This is a genomic window from Blastococcus sp. SYSU D01042, from assembly GCF_054050515.1.
The window spans coordinates 90,682-104,809 of sequence record NZ_JBJGZM010000001.1 but is presented as its reverse complement, the minus strand read 5'-3'; the positions used below and the strand labels follow the sequence as shown (position 1 = coordinate 104,809).

At 75.3% G+C, this 14,128-nt stretch carries 18 protein-coding genes; 12 read left to right on the top strand and 6 right to left on the bottom strand.

Annotated features, from left to right (window positions below):
- Positions 1–4: 4 nt before the first annotated feature.
- Positions 5–661: an O-methyltransferase gene (locus ACI79H_RS00500; protein WP_456552408.1), complete on the bottom strand. Its 657-nt coding sequence runs from the start codon at positions 659–661 to the stop codon at positions 5–7.
- A gap of 223 nt (positions 662–884) precedes the next feature.
- Here ACI79H_RS00500 and sigE point away from each other — a divergent pair, with 223 nt between their 5' ends.
- The 4 genes from sigE to ACI79H_RS00480 all read left to right on the top strand — a co-directional run bounded on the left by sigE (position 885) and on the right by ACI79H_RS00480 (position 4,027).
- Positions 885–1,472, top strand: coding sequence for an RNA polymerase sigma factor SigE (sigE, locus tag ACI79H_RS00495; RefSeq protein WP_456552407.1), 588 nt, complete (start codon positions 885–887; stop codon positions 1,470–1,472).
- Entirely contained in the window at positions 1,469–2,050 is a 582-nt protein-coding gene (locus ACI79H_RS00490; RefSeq protein ID WP_456552406.1) for an anti-sigma factor family protein, read from the top strand. The genes sigE and ACI79H_RS00490 overlap by 4 nt, the downstream gene beginning before the upstream one ends.
- Before the next feature lie 98 nt (positions 2,051–2,148).
- Entirely contained in the window at positions 2,149–3,630 is a 1,482-nt protein-coding gene (locus ACI79H_RS00485; RefSeq protein ID WP_456552405.1) for a S1C family serine protease, read from the top strand.
- Positions 3,631–3,670: 40 nt separating this feature from the next.
- Complete coding sequence (locus ACI79H_RS00480) at positions 3,671–4,027, top strand: twin-arginine translocase TatA/TatE family subunit (RefSeq protein WP_456552404.1); 357 nt, start codon at positions 3,671–3,673, stop codon at positions 4,025–4,027.
- Here the strand turns inward: ACI79H_RS00480 and ACI79H_RS00475 are convergent.
- Complete coding sequence (locus ACI79H_RS00475) at positions 4,024–4,482, bottom strand: SRPBCC family protein (RefSeq protein ID WP_456552403.1); 459 nt, start codon at positions 4,480–4,482, stop codon at positions 4,024–4,026. The two genes, ACI79H_RS00480 and ACI79H_RS00475, sit on opposite strands and share 4 nt — an antisense overlap.
- Before the next feature lie 87 nt (positions 4,483–4,569).
- Positions 4,570–5,721: an Mrp/NBP35 family ATP-binding protein gene (locus ACI79H_RS00470; protein WP_456552402.1), complete on the bottom strand. Its 1,152-nt coding sequence runs from the start codon at positions 5,719–5,721 to the stop codon at positions 4,570–4,572.
- A gap of 160 nt (positions 5,722–5,881) precedes the next feature.
- Between ACI79H_RS00470 and ACI79H_RS00465 the strand changes: the two genes are divergently transcribed.
- From ACI79H_RS00465 to ACI79H_RS00455, 3 genes are read left to right on the top strand one after another with little or no spacing between them, the layout of a single operon-like run.
- Complete coding sequence (locus ACI79H_RS00465; protein WP_456552401.1) at positions 5,882–6,418, top strand: SRPBCC family protein; 537 nt, start codon at positions 5,882–5,884, stop codon at positions 6,416–6,418.
- An 11-nt stretch (positions 6,419–6,429) separates the two neighbouring features.
- A complete protein-coding gene (locus ACI79H_RS00460) occupies positions 6,430–7,128 on the top strand; it encodes an AzlC family ABC transporter permease (protein WP_456552400.1) in 699 nt (232 codons plus the stop codon).
- Positions 7,125–7,442: an AzlD domain-containing protein gene (locus tag ACI79H_RS00455; RefSeq protein WP_456552399.1), complete on the top strand. Its 318-nt coding sequence runs from the start codon at positions 7,125–7,127 to the stop codon at positions 7,440–7,442. Before ACI79H_RS00460 ends, ACI79H_RS00455 begins: the two co-directional genes overlap by 4 nt.
- A gap of 4 nt (positions 7,443–7,446) precedes the next feature.
- Here the strand turns inward: ACI79H_RS00455 and ACI79H_RS00450 are convergent, their stop codons facing one another.
- The 3 genes from ACI79H_RS00450 to ACI79H_RS00440 form a co-directional block, all read right to left on the bottom strand.
- Positions 7,447–8,196 (bottom strand): MIP/aquaporin family protein, encoded by a 750-nt coding sequence (locus tag ACI79H_RS00450; protein ID WP_456552398.1) that lies wholly within the window; start codon positions 8,194–8,196, stop codon positions 7,447–7,449.
- Positions 8,197–8,292: 96 nt separating this feature from the next.
- On the bottom strand, positions 8,293–8,814 hold the full coding sequence (locus tag ACI79H_RS00445; protein ID WP_456552397.1) for a DUF1003 domain-containing protein: 522 nt from the start codon (positions 8,812–8,814) through the stop codon (positions 8,293–8,295).
- The gene (locus ACI79H_RS00440) at positions 8,807–10,045 is read right to left on the bottom strand and encodes a magnesium transporter MgtE N-terminal domain-containing protein (protein ID WP_456552396.1); all 1,239 of its coding nucleotides are present in this window, start codon (positions 10,043–10,045) and stop codon (positions 8,807–8,809) included. Before ACI79H_RS00440 ends, ACI79H_RS00445 begins: the two co-directional genes overlap by 8 nt.
- A gap of 25 nt (positions 10,046–10,070) precedes the next feature.
- Here ACI79H_RS00440 and ACI79H_RS00435 point away from each other — a divergent pair, with 25 nt between their 5' ends.
- From ACI79H_RS00435 to ACI79H_RS00415, 5 genes are all read left to right on the top strand, one after another.
- Positions 10,071–10,943: a PhzF family phenazine biosynthesis protein gene (locus ACI79H_RS00435; protein WP_456552395.1), complete on the top strand. Its 873-nt coding sequence runs from the start codon at positions 10,071–10,073 to the stop codon at positions 10,941–10,943.
- A gap of 62 nt (positions 10,944–11,005) precedes the next feature.
- Positions 11,006–11,866, top strand: coding sequence for a DMT family transporter (locus tag ACI79H_RS00430; RefSeq protein ID WP_456552394.1), 861 nt, complete (start codon positions 11,006–11,008; stop codon positions 11,864–11,866).
- A 35-nt stretch (positions 11,867–11,901) separates the two neighbouring features.
- Entirely contained in the window at positions 11,902–12,348 is a 447-nt protein-coding gene (locus ACI79H_RS00425; protein WP_456552393.1) for a hypothetical protein, read from the top strand.
- Positions 12,345–13,091 carry an SDR family oxidoreductase gene (locus ACI79H_RS00420; RefSeq protein ID WP_456552392.1) on the top strand — a complete coding sequence of 249 codons (747 nt, stop codon included), beginning with the start codon at positions 12,345–12,347 and terminating at the stop codon, positions 13,089–13,091. The genes ACI79H_RS00425 and ACI79H_RS00420 overlap by 4 nt, the downstream gene beginning before the upstream one ends.
- An 81-nt stretch (positions 13,092–13,172) precedes the next feature.
- On the top strand, positions 13,173–14,126 hold the full coding sequence (locus tag ACI79H_RS00415; protein ID WP_456552391.1) for an HpcH/HpaI aldolase/citrate lyase family protein: 954 nt from the start codon (positions 13,173–13,175) through the stop codon (positions 14,124–14,126).
- Positions 14,127–14,128 lie beyond the last annotated feature (2 nt).

Sequence of the window (14,128 nt, the reverse complement as noted above, 5' to 3'; positions counted from 1 at the left end):
GCGGTCAGCCCCGCCGGGTGGCGACGAGCAGGCCCTCGCCGATGGGCAGCACGGCGGACAGCAGTGCCTCGTCCTCGCGGACGACGCGCGAGATCTCCCGCCAGGCGACGGTCTGCGGGTCCCGCGCGGTGCGGTCGGCGATCCGCCCGCCGGCGAGCAGGCCGTGGCAGACCAGCGTGCCGCCGACGCGCACCAGGCCGATCAGGCCGTCGAGCTGGGCGGCGTACTCCAGCGGGGACCCGGCGCAGACCACCATGTCGTAGGCGCCGGGGGAGAACCGGGGCAGCACCTCCGCCGGGGTGCCGAAGATCATCCGCGTGCGGCCGGCCGGCACGCCGGCACCGGCGAACGCGGCGCGGGCCGCGCGCAGCTGCTCGGGGTCGCCGTCCAGCGCGGTGAGGACGCCGTCGGCCCGCATGCCGCGCAGCAGCCACAGGCCGGCCAGCCCGCCGCCGCTGCCGATCGAGACCACCGCGCGGGCGCCCACCCCGGCGGCGAGGACGGCGAGGGTGGCGCCGACGGCCGGCGCGACGGGAGGTGGGCCGGGCAGCCGGGCGGCGCGGTCCCGCGCGGCGACCATCTCGGCCGGCTCCGCGGCGTAGCGGTCGGCGTGGGCGGCGCCCTCCGCACCGCTCCCGGGCGGCGGTGGGGAGGCGCTCATCACCGGGCGAGGGTAGTGGCCGACGGCGCGCGGCCGCTGCGCGCACGGCCCGGTCGAGACCGAGCTGTGAGTTCACTGGGAAGGGCGACGCAGGGGAACAGCGCCCCTGACCTCGCCCGTTGGACCGGACGTGGCCCTCCTGCGACCCGTGCCCGCCCGCCCTGCCGACGCCGATCCCGACGCCGGCCCCCACGCAGGGGCCCGTGTCGGCGATACTGGTGCCGTGCCCGAGCCGATCCGCCCCGAGGTCGAGGGCTGGGTCGCGCCCACCTGGGAGCAGGTCGTGCGCGAGCACTCGGCGCGCGTGTACCGGCTGGCCTACCGCCTCTCGGGCAACCCGCAGGACGCCGAGGACCTGACCCAGGAGACCTTCGTCCGGGTGTTCCGCTCGCTGGCGGACTTCTCGCCGGGCACCTTCGAGGGCTGGCTGCACCGCATCACCACGAACCTGTTCCTCGACATGGTCCGGCGCCGGCAGCGGATCCGCTTCGACGCGCTCCCCGAGGACACCGAGCGCCTGCCCGGCCGCGCGCCCAGCCCCGAGCAGGTCTACGCCGACACGCACCTCGACCCGCAGATCCAGGCGGCCCTCGACGCCCTCTCGCCGGAGTTCCGCGTCGCCGTCGTGCTGTGCGACATCGAGGGGCTGACCTACGAGGAGATCGCCGCGACGCTGGGCATCAAGCTCGGCACCGTGCGCAGCCGCATCCACCGTGGCCGGGTCCAGCTGCGGCAGGCGCTGGCGCACCTGGCCCCCGGCCGGGTGCTGGGCGGGGACGACGTCCTCACCGAGGGGGGCGCGGCGCGATGAGCATGCCGGAGAGCCACCTGGCTCAGGAGGCGATCGCCGCCCTGGTCGACGGCGAGCTGACCGCCGGCCCGGCCGCGCGCGCCGCGCGGCACCTGGCCGGCTGCCTGCAGTGCCGGATGGCCGTCCAGGCGCAGCGCGAGGCGAAGGACGCGCTGAACGCCTCGCAGGAGGTGGCCGTCCCGGGCGACCTGATGTCGCGGCTGTGCGCCATCCCCTTCACCGCCGACGTCCCCGGCTCCGGGAGCGGCCCGGTCTCGCTGGGCGAGGACTCCGGCCGGGTCACCGTGCGCGGCGCGTCGGCCTGGGAGGTCGATCTGGCTCCGCAGGACCGCCCGCAGCGCGCCGACCACGCGCGCTGGCTGCGCCGCGGCCTGGTGGGCACGCTCGCCGGCCTGGGCGCCGGCGTCACCGCCCTGGCGCTGACCCTCCCGCCCGACGCCCGGGACGGCGGACCCGTGGCCGACTCCACCGTCCGGCAGCACACCGAGGTCGTCCCGCCGGTCGTCCGCACGGTCGACGTCGGCACCGCGACCACCTCCACCGGGTCGGCCGCCGACGGGCTGGGCGGCACGCCCTGACCGGTTCCGCTGACGGCGGCGCACCGCCGCCGGAGCCCCGCCCGCAGGACGACCCTGCCTTCGCCCGGCCGGCCGGTGCCGACGGGGCGTTCGGCGACGTGCCCGACCGGCTCACCCCGCGCCCGGTGGCCGCCCCCGAGCCCGGCCCGGGCCAGGAGGCCGCATTCGGCCGCCCGGCGAGCGTGCCGGGCAGCTTCGCCGGCGACCGTCCTCCCGCGCCCGCCCGGCCGGTCCCGCCGCCGCCCCCGGAGGCGCTGATCCGCGCGTTCGGCCCGGGCGCCGGCCAGCGGGGTCTGCAGGAACCCCCCACGGGCCGGCCCGGGCGCCGGCGCACCGCGAGCGGCCCCTGGTGGAAGTCCGACGCCCGCAGCGACCCCTGGCGCGACCCGTACGCGCCCGCCGGTCTCGGCGCCCCCGCGGTGTACGCCGACGAGCCCGAGGAGCAGACCGGCCCGCTCGTCGTCGACGTCAAGGGCCGCCGCAGGGTTCGCCTCCGCGACCTCTCCGTCCGGCTCTCCGCGCTGGTCCTGCTCGCCGTGCTCCTCGTCGGGGCGATCGGCGGCGGGGTCGGCTGGTGGCTCACCCGCGCGACGCCGGAGTCCCCGCTGCTGTCACCCGGCACGACGCTCACCCAGGTCGACCCCGGAACCACCCGCGAGCCGGGCTCGGTCTCCGCCATCGCCGCCGAGGTGAGCCCCGCGGTGGTCTCCATCGAGGTGCGCGTCGGCGAGTCCGGGGCGACCGGCTCGGGCGTGGTCATCGACGGCGACGACGGTTACATCGTCACCAACAACCACGTCATCTCCGGCGCCGCCGACGTGAGCGGCGCCGAGATCCGCGCGGTCTTCTCCGACGGCAGCGGCTCGGAGGCCCGGATCGTCGGCCGCGACCCGGCCAGCGACCTCGCCGTCATCAAGGTGGAGAAGCCGGGCCTGGTCACCGCCGCGCTGGGGACGTCGGACAGCGTCGTCGTCGGCGACCCCGTGGTCGCCATCGGCTCGCCGCTGGGCCTGGCCGGCACCGTCACCACCGGCATCGTCAGCGCGCTGGAGCGACCGGTGCGGCTGGCCGGCGAGGGCAGCGACACCAACGCCGTCATCAGCGCCGTGCAGACCGACGCCCCGATCAACCCCGGCAACTCCGGGGGCGCGCTGGTCGACGGCACCGGCGCCCTCATCGGCATCAACACCGCGATCGCCTCGCTGGGCGGCACCAGCAGCAGCAGCGGCGGCTCGATCGGCCTGGGCTTCGCGATCCCGATCGACACGGTGCGCGACATCGCCGAGCAGCTCATCTCCGACGGCTCCGCGGTGCACTCCTCGCTCGGCGTGAACGCCCGGTCGGTCACCGACGGCACCCGCGACGGCGCCCTGGTGCTCAACGTCGAGCAGGGCAGCGCGGCCGCGAACGCCGGCATCCGGGAGCGCGACGTCATCATCGCCGTCGACGGGGATCCGGTCGGCAGCTCCGAGGAGCTCGTCGTCGCGGTCGACCGGCGCGCCCCCGGCGACGAGGTGACCGTCGAGATCGTGCGCGACGGGGCCTCGCAGGAGCTCCGCGCGACGCTCGACGCCGCCTGACCGCCGCATAGGCTGAGGGCCCGAGGGACGGAGAGCGGCGGTGTTCAACTCGATCGGCTGGGGCGAGATCATCGTCCTGGCGCTCGCCGCGCTGTTCATCTTCGGCCCCGAGCGGCTGCCGCACCTGGCGAAGGACGCCGCGGGCGCGCTGAAGAAGGCGAAGGCGGCCATCTCCGGCGTCCGCGCGCAGGTCAACGAGACCCTCGGCGACGACCTGCCGGAGCTGCGCGACCTGGACCTGCGCAAGTACCACCCGCGGACGTTCATCCGCAGCCAGCTCTTCGACGACGACGAGCCCGCGCCGGCGCGCGGCGCCACCGGCGCGACCGCCGCGCGGGTGGTCGCCCGCCCGCGGGACCGCGCGGTGCCGCCGCCGTTCGACGTCGACGCGACCTAGAGCGCGGCGTCGGCCTCCGCGGCCGCCTTGAGCCGCTCGAGGGTGCCGAGGATGCCGGCGCGGTTGCGCTCGGGGAACTTCGCCGCCCGGACGACGGCGTCGGTGAGGCCGTCGGCGCGCGAGGCGTCGAAGGTCTCGGTGACCGTGGTGCCGCCGTCGGCCGTGGGCGCCAGCTCGTAACGCCAGCGGTTGGCGGTGAAGTGCCGCCAGGCGATCCGCCGTCCCGGCTCGAACTCGACGACCCGGTTGCGGATCACGTAGGGGACGCCGAAGAGCTTCATGCGCACGGTGAACGTCTGGCCGGTCGCGGTGAGCCGCTCGGGGGCGTTGACCACCGCGCCGACCGAGCCGGACCCGTCGATGCGGGAGTGCTGGCGGGGGTCGGCGAGGATCGCGAACACCACCTCCGGCGGGGCGGCCACGGTGATGCTCTCGCTGATCAGCTTGTCGGTCACGCCGCGAACGCTAGGTGACCGGCCGCGGACGCGCCGCTGGGGCGCCCCCTCCGGTCGGAGGGAACGCCCCAGCGGGCTTCGACGGTGCTACTTGCGGACGGGGGTGAGCCCGAGCGACATGCCCTGCAGGCCGCGCTGGCGGCTGGCCAGCCCGTCGGCGATCTTCGTGAGCGCCCGGGCGGCCGGGGAGTCCGGCTCGGCGAGCACGATCGGGGCGCCGTTGTCGCCGGCCTCGCGCAGCCGGGTGTCCAGCGGCACCTGGCCGAGCACCGGCACGCGCGCACCGAGGGTCTTGGTCAGGGCGTCGGAGACCGCCTCGCCGCCGCCGGAGCCGAAGACCTCCATGCGCGAGCCGTCGGGCAGGTCCAGCCACGACATGTTCTCGATGACGCCGACGACCTGCTGGTGGGTCTGCGTGGCGATCGCACCGGCCCGCTCGGCCACCTCGGCGGCGGCGAGCTGGGGGGTGGTGACGATGAGGATCTCGGCGTTGGGCAGCAGCTGCGCGATGGAGATCGCGACGTCGCCGGTGCCCGGGGGCAGGTCGAGGAGCAGGACGTCCAGGTCGCCCCACCACACGTCGGCGAGGAACTGCTGCAGCGCGCGGTGCAGCATCGGCCCGCGCCAGACGACGGGGGTGTTGCCGGGGGTGAACATGCCGATCGAGATGAGCTTCACCCCGAGGGCCTGCGGCGGCATGATCATGCTGTCGACCTGGGTCGGCTTCTCGTCGGTGCCCAGCATCCGCGGCACCGAGTGGCCGTAGATGTCGGCGTCCACGACGCCGACCGCCAGACCGCGCTTGGCCAGCGCGGCGGCGAGGTTCACCGTGACCGAGGACTTGCCGACGCCGCCCTTGCCGGACGCGACCGCGTACACGCGGGTCAGCGAGCCGGGCTGGGCGAAGGGGATGACCGGGTCGGCGGCGTCGGTCCCGCGCACGGTCTTGCGCAGCTCGGCACGCTGCTCGTCGCTCATCACGTCCAGGCCGACCTGCACCGAGGTGACGCCGGCGACGGCGCCCACCGCGGTGGTGACCCGGTTGGTGATGGTCTCGCGCATCGGGCAGCCGGCGACGGTCAGGTAGACCTCGACGCGGACGGAGCCGTCCGGGTCGATCTGGACGTCCTTGACCATTCCCAGCTCGGTGAGCGGGCGGTTGATCTCGGGGTCCTGGACGGTGGCCAGCGCGGCGGTGATGGCGTCGAGCGCCGGCGTGCCGGTCAGGGTGTCGGACATCGGTGCGTCTGTCTCCTTCGACGGGGGACCCCGAGGGCGGCCGGTCGCGGCTGAGCGGGGCCTGCGCACCCGGGTCGACCGCCACTGTACGGCGGCGTCGGCCCTGCACCGCGGGGCGCGGGGGTGATCTGCTGCTCAGGTCGGTGCCATGCTCCAGCGCATGAGCCAGCCCGCGGGGTCCGCGCCCGAGCCCGCCGCCGAACGCATCGAGGCCGTGCGCCTGATCCCGGCCTCGGCCGCGGAGGTCTTCGCCGTGCTGCGCGACCCGCAGGGGCACGTCGACATCGACGCCTCCGGGATGCTGATGGACGCCGAGGGCGAGCCGGTCTCGGCCGTCGGCGACCGCTTCGTGGTGCACATGGACCGCGAGGCCCTCGGGGACCTGCCGATGGGCCGCTACGACGTCGAGGTGGTCATCACCGCCTACGAGCCCGACCGCGAGATCGCCTGGACCATCGAGGGCACCATCCGGCCGCCGCTGCAGCACGTCTACGGCTACCGGCTCGAGCCGGCCGACGGCGGCACCCGCGTCGTCTCCTACTGCGACTGGTCGGACCTGCGCGAGGAGTACCGGTCGCTGCTGACCTTCCCGATCGTCCCGGCGAGCGCCCTCAAGGGGACCCTCGGCATCCTCGACCGCACCGTCCGGCGGCGCGCGCGCACCGGGGTCGCCGGCGGTGGCGGGAGCGCCGCCTAGTCTCGGCGGACGTGCCCGACCCCGCCCGTTCCCGCACGCTCCGCGACGCCGTCGGGCTCGGGGTCGCCGTCGGCTTCTACGGCATCGCGTTCGGTGCCGCGGCCGATGCCGCCGGGCTGGACGTCTGGCAGGCCCTGACGCTCTCGGCGCTGATGTTCTCCGGCGCGTCGCAGTTCGCCCTTGTCGGTGTCCTCGGTGCCGGCGGCAGCGCGCCGGCCGCCATCGGCAGCGCCCTGCTCCTCGGCACCCGCAACACCGTCTACGGCGTGCGCATGGCGCCGCTGCTGGCACCGCGCACCGCGCTGGGCCGCGCGGGTGCGGCGCACTGGGTGATCGACGAGTCGACGGCGATGGCCGTGGCCGCGCCCGACCGGGAGCTGGGCCGGCTGGCGTTCTGGGTCACCGGCGGCACGATCTACCTGGGCTGGAACGCGATGACGCTGGTCGGCGCGCTCGGCGCCTCCGGGCTCGGGGGCACCGCCGAGGCCGCGCTGGACGCCGTCGTCCCGGCCGCCTTCCTCGCCCTGCTGTGGCCGCGGCTGACCGCCGCCGGGTCGGCCGAGCCGGCCGTGCAGCGCCGGGTGGCGATCGGGGGAGCGGTGATCGCGCTCGCGCTCACGCCGTTCGTGCCCGTCGGCGTCCAGGTCGTCACCGCGGTCGTCGCCGTCGGGCTGGCCGGCCGGCCGCGGACGCCGGAGCGCCGGGCATGAGCGGCGACGCGATGTGGACCGCCGTCGTCGTCGCCTCCCTCGGCTGCTACCTGCTCAAGCTCGCCGGCATGTCGGTGCCGGCGTCCTGGGTGGAGCAGCCCTGGGTCGCCCGCGTCGTCGACTTCGTGCCCGCCGCGCTGCTCGCCGCCCTCGTGGCGGTGCAGGGCCTGACCACCGACGACCGGGTGGTGGTCGACGGCCGGCTCGCGGGGCTGGCGGTCGCCGCACTGGCGCTCGCGCTGCGCGCCCCGTTCATCGTGGTGATCGTGCTGGCGGGCCTGACCGGCGCCGGCGTCCACGTGCTCGCCGGCTGACCGGTCACCCCGGCGGCTCGGTGCGGGCGAACACCCGGGCGTAGAGGACCGCGGCCAGGATCCCGCCCAGCGTGGGTGCGACGAGGTAGATCCACAGCGGGGCGAGCTCGCCGGCCAGCAGGTTGGGGCCGAACGCGCGGGCGGGGTTCACGGCCCCTCCGGTGAGCGGTGCGGCGGCGAAGATGGCTGCGGCCAGGGCCAGGCCCACCGCGACGGGGGCGATCCCGCCCTCGGCGCGGTCGTCGGTGGCCACGGAGATGACGACGAGGACCAGCAGGAAGGTGACCAGCAGCTCGACGAGGAAGGCGCTCGCGGTCGACACGCCTCCGTCGGGGACGGTCGCGCCCAGCTTCTCCACGGTCCGCCCGCGGTCGCCGTAGCAGGCCCACGTCGCCGCAGCGCCCAGCAGGCCGCCCGCGAGCTGGGCCCCGACGTACCCGGCGGCGGCCGGCCAGGGGAACCGCCCTGAGGCGGCGAGCCCGAGGGTGACCGCCGGGTTCAGGTGGCACCCGGACACGTGGCCGAAGGCCGCCGCGAGCGCGACGAGCGTGACGCCGAACGCGAGCACCACGGCGAGCAGCTCGTAGCTGCCCCTGCCCGCGGCGACGGCTGCGCTCGTCCCGACGAACACCAGCAGGGCGGTGCCGATCAGCTCGGCGGTCGCCGAGCGGACCAGCCGATCCCCGATCCTGCTGCCGTACAGCCCGCGTGGGGCCTCCTGCGTCGACACGGCGTCGATCCCTGCGGAACTCATCTGCGTCTCGCCCCCGTTGCGCGACCCGCCTCGCGCGGGTCGGTGGGCCACAGGTGCCCGTTCCGGCGGCCGCGACACCTGGGTCGGCGCGGCGCGTCAGAGAGCGACGTCGCGCTTCTTCTTCGCCTTCTTCTCGCGGCGCTCGGCGTCGTCCGGGGTCTCGTCGGTGGTCAGCCGGCTGAGCTCGCTGCGGATGAAGTCGCGGGTCGCCAGCTCGCCGACCGCGACCCGGAGCGAGGCCAGCTCACGGGCCAGGTACTCGGTGTCGGCGCGGGTCGAGGCCGCCCGGGAGCGGTCCTCCTCGGCCTGCACCCGGTCGCGGTCGGCCTGCCGGTTCTGCGCCAGCAGGATCAGCGGTGCGGCGTAGGCGGCCTGGGTGGAGAACGCCAGGTTGAGCAGGATGAAGGGGTAGGGGTCCCAGCGGAGGTTGACCGCCGCGACGTTCAGCCCGATCCAGACGACCACGACGATCGTCTGGACGGCGAGGAAGCGGCCGGTCCCGAGGAAGCGGGCGATGCCCTCGGCGAACGCGCCGACCGAGTCGGGGTTGAGCCGGAGGAACCCGCTGAACCGCCGGGACCCGCCGCTGGGGACGTCGAGCCGCGGCCGCTCAGCCACGACGCGCCCGCTCGCGCCAGTCGTCGGGCAGCAGGTGGTCCAGGACGTCGTCGACGCTGACCGCGCCCACGAGCCGGCCCTGGGCGTCGACGACCGGGGCGGCCACCAGGTTGTAGGTGGCGAAGTAGTGGGTGACCTCGGCCAGCGGCGCCTCCGGGCGCAGCGGCTCGAGGTCGTCGAGGACGCCGCTCACCAGGCTGGACGGCGGTTCGCGCAGCAGCCGCTGGATGTGCGCCAGCCCGAGGTAGCGGCCGGTGGGGGTGGCCGACGGCGGGCGGCAGACGTAGACCTGGCTGGCCAGCGACGGGGTGAGCTCGGGCTCGCGGACCCGCGCGAGCGCCTCGGCGATGGTCGCGTCCGGCGTGAGGATCACCGGCTCGCTGGTCATGATCCCGCCGGCGGTGTCCTCGGAGTACTTGAGCAGCTGGCGGACCGGCTCGGCCTCGTCGGGCTCCATGAGCTCGAGCAGCCGGTTCCGGTCGACGTTGGAGAGCTCGGAGAGCAGGTCGGCGGCGTCGTCGGGGTCCATCTCCTCGAGGACGTCGGCGGCCCGGCTCTCCTCGAGGGTGCCGAGGATGACGACCTGGTCGGCCTCGGGCAGCTCGCCGAGGACGTCGGCCAGCCGCTGGTCGTCCATCGCCTCGGCCACCTCGTGCCGGCGCTTGATCGGCAGCTCCTGCAGGGCGTGCGCCATGTCGGCGGCGTTGAGCTCGCGGTAGGTGGCGATCAGCGTCTCGGCACCCTGCCCGGTCTGCGGCAGCGCCAGCCCCGCCACCTCGTCCCAGGCGACGGTGTGCAGCTGGCCGCGCCGCCCCAGCCGGCCCGGCTCCTGCACGGCGAGCCTGTTCATCTGCCACTCGCCGGTGCGGGTCTGCTCGATGCCGGCGTCCACGACGTGCGCCGGCCGGCCGCTCTCGTTGATGCGCACCGAACGGTCCAGCAGCTCGCCGAGCACGAGGGTCTCGCCGGCCCGCTGCTCGAAGCGCTTGAGGTTGATCGTGCCGGAGGCGAGCATCACCGCGCCCTGGTCGATCGCCGTGACCCGGCCCATGGGCACGAAGATCCGGCGGCGCGCGACCACCTCGACCACGAGGCCCAGCACCCGCGGGCAGGCGGTGCCGACGCGCAGCGCCACGACCACGTCGCGCACCTTGCCGACGCGGTCGCCGTTGGGGTCGAAGACGGTCAGCCCGGCCAGCCGCGAGACGTACGCCCTGCTCGCCGTGGTCACGAGTGTCAAGGCTACCGTCGGCGCCGTGAACGGCCCGGAGCTGCTGGACTACGAGATCGTCGACGTGTTCGCGCCGCGGGCGTTCGCGGGCAACCCGCTGGCCGTCGTGCTGGACGCGGACGGCCTCGGCACCGAGCAGTGCCAGGCCCTGGCGAACGAGTTCCACCTCTCCGAGACCTCGTTCCTGAGCGCCCCCACCGAGCCCGGTGCCGACTACCGGGTGCGCATCTTCACGCCCTACGCCGAGCTCCCCTTCGCCGGCCACCCGAGCGTCGGTGCCGCGCACACGCTGGTGCGCGCCGGCCGCCTGGCCGCGGGCACGCTGCGGCAGGAGTGCGGCGCCGGCGTGCTCGACGTCGTGGTGGACGACGACGGAGCCACCCTGTCCGGCGGGACGCCGACCCTCGACGACGGCCCCGCTGCCGACGAGCTGGCCCGCGCGCTCGGCCTGGAGCCGGCCGACGTCACGGGCGTGCCGGTCGAGGTCGCCGGGTGCGGGCTGCCGTTCGGCTACCTCTCGGTGCGGCCCGACGCCGTCGACCGCGCCGTACCCGACCCGGCGGCGCTGCGCCGGTTCGCGGTGGGCGAGGGCGTCTCGGTGCTGTCCTGGGACGCCGCGACCGCCACCGCCCGCGCCCGCGTCTTCGCCGCCGACCTCGCCTGGGGCGAGGACCCGGCCACCGGCTCCGCGGCGCTGGGCACCGGCGTCTGGCTGGTCGAGACCGGCCTGCTCGCCGGCGAGGGGACGTCGTCGTACACCGTCCGGCAGGGCGAGGCCATGGGCCGCCCGTCGGTGCTCGGGTGCACGGTCACCGCGGTGGCGGGGAAGGCCGCGGCGGCCACCGTGCGGGGCAGCGTCGTGCCGGTGGCCTCGGGCCGCATCCGGATCCCCTCCTGAACGCCACCACGGCGCCCTCGCCGTGGGCGGTCCAGCGTCCGGGGGGCCGGGACGTCGCGCTCATGGGCGTCGCCGTCCTCGGCGTCTCGATGTCGGGGCCGCTGACCGCGCTGGTCGTCGCGCCGGTGCTGGCGGTGGCCTTCTGGCGCAACGCGGCCGGGGCGGCCCTGCTGCTGCCGGTGCTGCTCACCCGCGAGCGGTCGACGCTGCACGGGCTGGGGTGGCGGGACCTGCGCAGCTCGGTGGTCGCGGGTCTGTTCCTCGCCGCCCACTTCGCCGCCTGGCTGCCCAGCCTGACGATGACCACCGTCGCGGCGTCGACGGCGCTGGTCACCACGACCCCGATCTGGACGGCGCTGGCCGCCCGGTACGCCGGGGTGCGGCTGCCCGGCACCGTCTGGTGGGGGCTCGTGCTCGCCGTCGTGGGCGCCGGGCTGATCGCGGGGGTGGACGTCAGCGTGAGCGTCGAGGCGCTGGTCGGTGACGGGCTGGCGCTGCTCGGCGCCGTCTTCGCGGGCGGCTACGTGCTGGCCGGGGCCAAGGCCCGGGAGCGGCTGTCCACCTCGGCGTACGCCGTCGTGGCCTATTCGGTCTGCGCCGTCGCGGTGGCGCTGGGCGCCTGGGTCTTCGACGTGCCGCTGCTCGGGATGAGCGGCCGCGACTGGCTGCTCATCGCGGGCATCACCGTCTGCGCCCAGCTGCTCGGGCACACGCTGCTCAACCTGGTGCTGTCGAGCGTCGGCCCGACGATGGTCAGCCTGGTGATCCTGCTCGAGGTGCCCGGCGCGACGCTGGTCGCGCTGGCGCTGCTGCAGCAGGCCCCGCCGCTGCTCGCGCTGCCCGGGATGGTCGCCGTCGTGGCGGGCGTCGCCCTGGTGGTGCGCGGCAGCCGGCCGACCACCCTGGTCGAGCCGGCCACCTGATGTCACGCCGCGGGGTGCTGCGTCGTCCCATGGGCATGACACCGACCGCGCGCCGGATCCTGCTCTGGATCCTCGTCCTCCCGGGCCTGTACGTGGGCCTCTGGGCGACGCTTGCCCCCGCCTCGTTCCACGAGTCGTTCCCCGGACCGTTCAGCTCCTGGGTGGCGGCCGACGGGCCGTACAACGAGCACCTCGTCCGGGACGTCGGCACCTTCAACCTCGGGCTCGCCGTCGCCTCGGCGGCCGCGACGCGGTACCGCGACCGAGGGCCCGGCCTCGTGGTCGCGCTCGCCTGGATCGTCTCCTCGGTGCCCCACCTCGGCTACCACCTGCACCACCTCGGGGGCCTGGGCGCCGTCGAGGCCGTCGCCCAGGTGGTCGCGCTCAGCTCCACGATCGTGCTGGCCGTCCCGCTGCTGCTCCCCGTCCGGGACGGCTCGTCGGCCGACCGGTCCGCCGGCGTCGCGGTGGTGGCCCGATGAGGATCGCCGTCGCCGGGGGCACCGGCACCGTCGGCCGCCACGTCGTGGACGTCGCCGGCGAGCGCGGGCACGAGGTCCTGGTCCTGGCGCGCTCCAGCGGTGTGGACCTGGTCGAGGGAGCCGGCCTGGACGCGGTGCTGGAGGGCGTGGACGCCGTCGTGGACGTGTCCTCGGTGAGCACGCAGTCGAAGGAGGAGTCGGTGCGGTTCTTCCGCGCCGTCTCCACCCACCTGCTCGCCGCGGAGGCGCGGGCCGGGGTGGGGCACCACGTGGCGCTGTCCATCGTCGGCAGCGACCGCACGCCGCTGGGCTACTACGCCGGCAAGGTGGTGCAGGAGGAGCTGGTGACGACGGGACCGGTGCCCTGGACCCTGCTGCGGACCACCCAGTTCCACGAGTTCGCGGGGCAGCTGCACGCGCAGCTGCGGTTCGGCCCCTTCCACCCGGTCCCCGTGATGCGGTCGCAGCCGGTCGCCGCCCGGGAGGTGGGCGAGCGGTTGGTCGCTCTGGTCGAGGCGGGACCGAGCGGGCGGGTCCCCGACCTGGTCGGGCCCGAGGTCCTGCGCATGACCGGCATGGTCCGGGGCTACGCCCGGGCCTCGGGCCGTGGTGGGCTCGTCGTGCCCGTCCGGCTGCCCGGGGCGGTGGGGAAGGCGTTCCGGGACGGCACCCTGACCGCCGGGCCGGGAGCCGATCGCGGCGTCCAGACCTTCGACCGGTGGCTCACCGAGCTCTCCGGGTGATCACCGCGTGGCGCGTGCGCCGAGGCCCGTGGCTACGCTCCGTGCGACCGATCCTCGTCGACCCCCACCAGCGGAGGCACCGTGGCCGAGCTCCGATCTCGCCGTTCCAACCTGGCCGTCCCGGGCAGCAACCCCCGGTTCCTCGAGAAGGCCAAGGGCCTGCCGGCGGACCAGGTGTTCCTCGACCTCGAGGACGCGTGCGCGCCGCTGGCCAAGCCCGGTGCCCGCAAGAACATCGTGGCGGCCCTGAACGAGGGCGGCTGGGGCGAGAAGATCCGCACCGTCCGGGTCAACGACTGGACGACGGAGTGGACCTACCGCGACGTCATCGAGGTCGTCGAGGGCGCCGGCGCCAACCTCGACTGCATCATGCTGCCGAAGGTCCAGGACGCCGCCCAGGTGCGCGCGCTGGACTTCCTGCTCACCCAGATCGAGAAGAGCAACGGCCTCGAGGTCGGGCGCATCGGCATCGAGGCGCAGATCGAGACCGCGCAGGGCCTCATCAACGTCAACGACATCGCCTTCGCCAGCGAGCGCATCGAGACGATCATCTTCGGCCCCGCCGACTTCATGGCCTCGATCAACATGAAGTCGCTGGTCGTGGGCGCGCTGCACCCCGACTACCCGGGCGACCCGTTCCACTACATCCTCATGCAGATCCTCATGGCCGCCCGTGCCCGCGGTGTGCAGGCCATCGACGGCCCGTTCCTGCAGGTGCGCGACGTGCCGGCGTTCGAGGAGGTCGCCAAGCGCTCCGCGGTGCTGGGCTTCGACGGCAAGTGGGTGCTGCACCCGGGCCAGATCGACGCCGCCAACGAGATCTACGCGCCGTCGCAGGAGGACTTCGACCACGCCGAGCTGATCCTGGACGCGTACGACTACTACACGTCCGAGGCCGGCGGGAAGAAGGGCTCGGCCATGCTGGGCGACGAGATGATCGACGAGGCCAGCCGCAAGATGGCGCTGGTCATCGCGGGCAAGGGCCGCGCCGCCGGCATGTCCCGCACCTCGACCTTCACCCCGCCCGAGGACTAGGC

Bases quoted from the DNA above. Each gene is read 5' to 3' on its own strand.
- ACI79H_RS00490 (WP_456552406.1), top strand. From the start codon at position 1,469: ATGAGCATGCCGGAGAGCCACCTGGCTCAGGAGGCGATCGCCGCCCTG.
- ACI79H_RS00455 (WP_456552399.1), top strand. From the start codon at position 7,125: ATGAGCGGCGACGCGATGTGGACCGCCGTCGTCGTCGCCTCCCTCGGC.
- ACI79H_RS00470 (WP_456552402.1), bottom strand. From the start codon at position 5,721: ATGTCCGACACCCTGACCGGCACGCCGGCGCTCGACGCCATCACCGCC.
- ACI79H_RS00420 (WP_456552392.1), top strand. From the start codon at position 12,345: ATGAGGATCGCCGTCGCCGGGGGCACCGGCACCGTCGGCCGCCACGTC.
- ACI79H_RS00425 (WP_456552393.1), top strand. From the start codon at position 11,902: ATGACACCGACCGCGCGCCGGATCCTGCTCTGGATCCTCGTCCTCCCG.
- ACI79H_RS00450 (WP_456552398.1), bottom strand. From the start codon at position 8,196: ATGAGTTCCGCAGGGATCGACGCCGTGTCGACGCAGGAGGCCCCACGC.
- ACI79H_RS00500 (WP_456552408.1), bottom strand. From the start codon at position 661: ATGAGCGCCTCCCCACCGCCGCCCGGGAGCGGTGCGGAGGGCGCCGCC.
- ACI79H_RS00430 (WP_456552394.1), top strand. From the start codon at position 11,006: ATGGGCGTCGCCGTCCTCGGCGTCTCGATGTCGGGGCCGCTGACCGCG.
- ACI79H_RS00465 (WP_456552401.1), top strand. From the start codon at position 5,882: ATGAGCCAGCCCGCGGGGTCCGCGCCCGAGCCCGCCGCCGAACGCATC.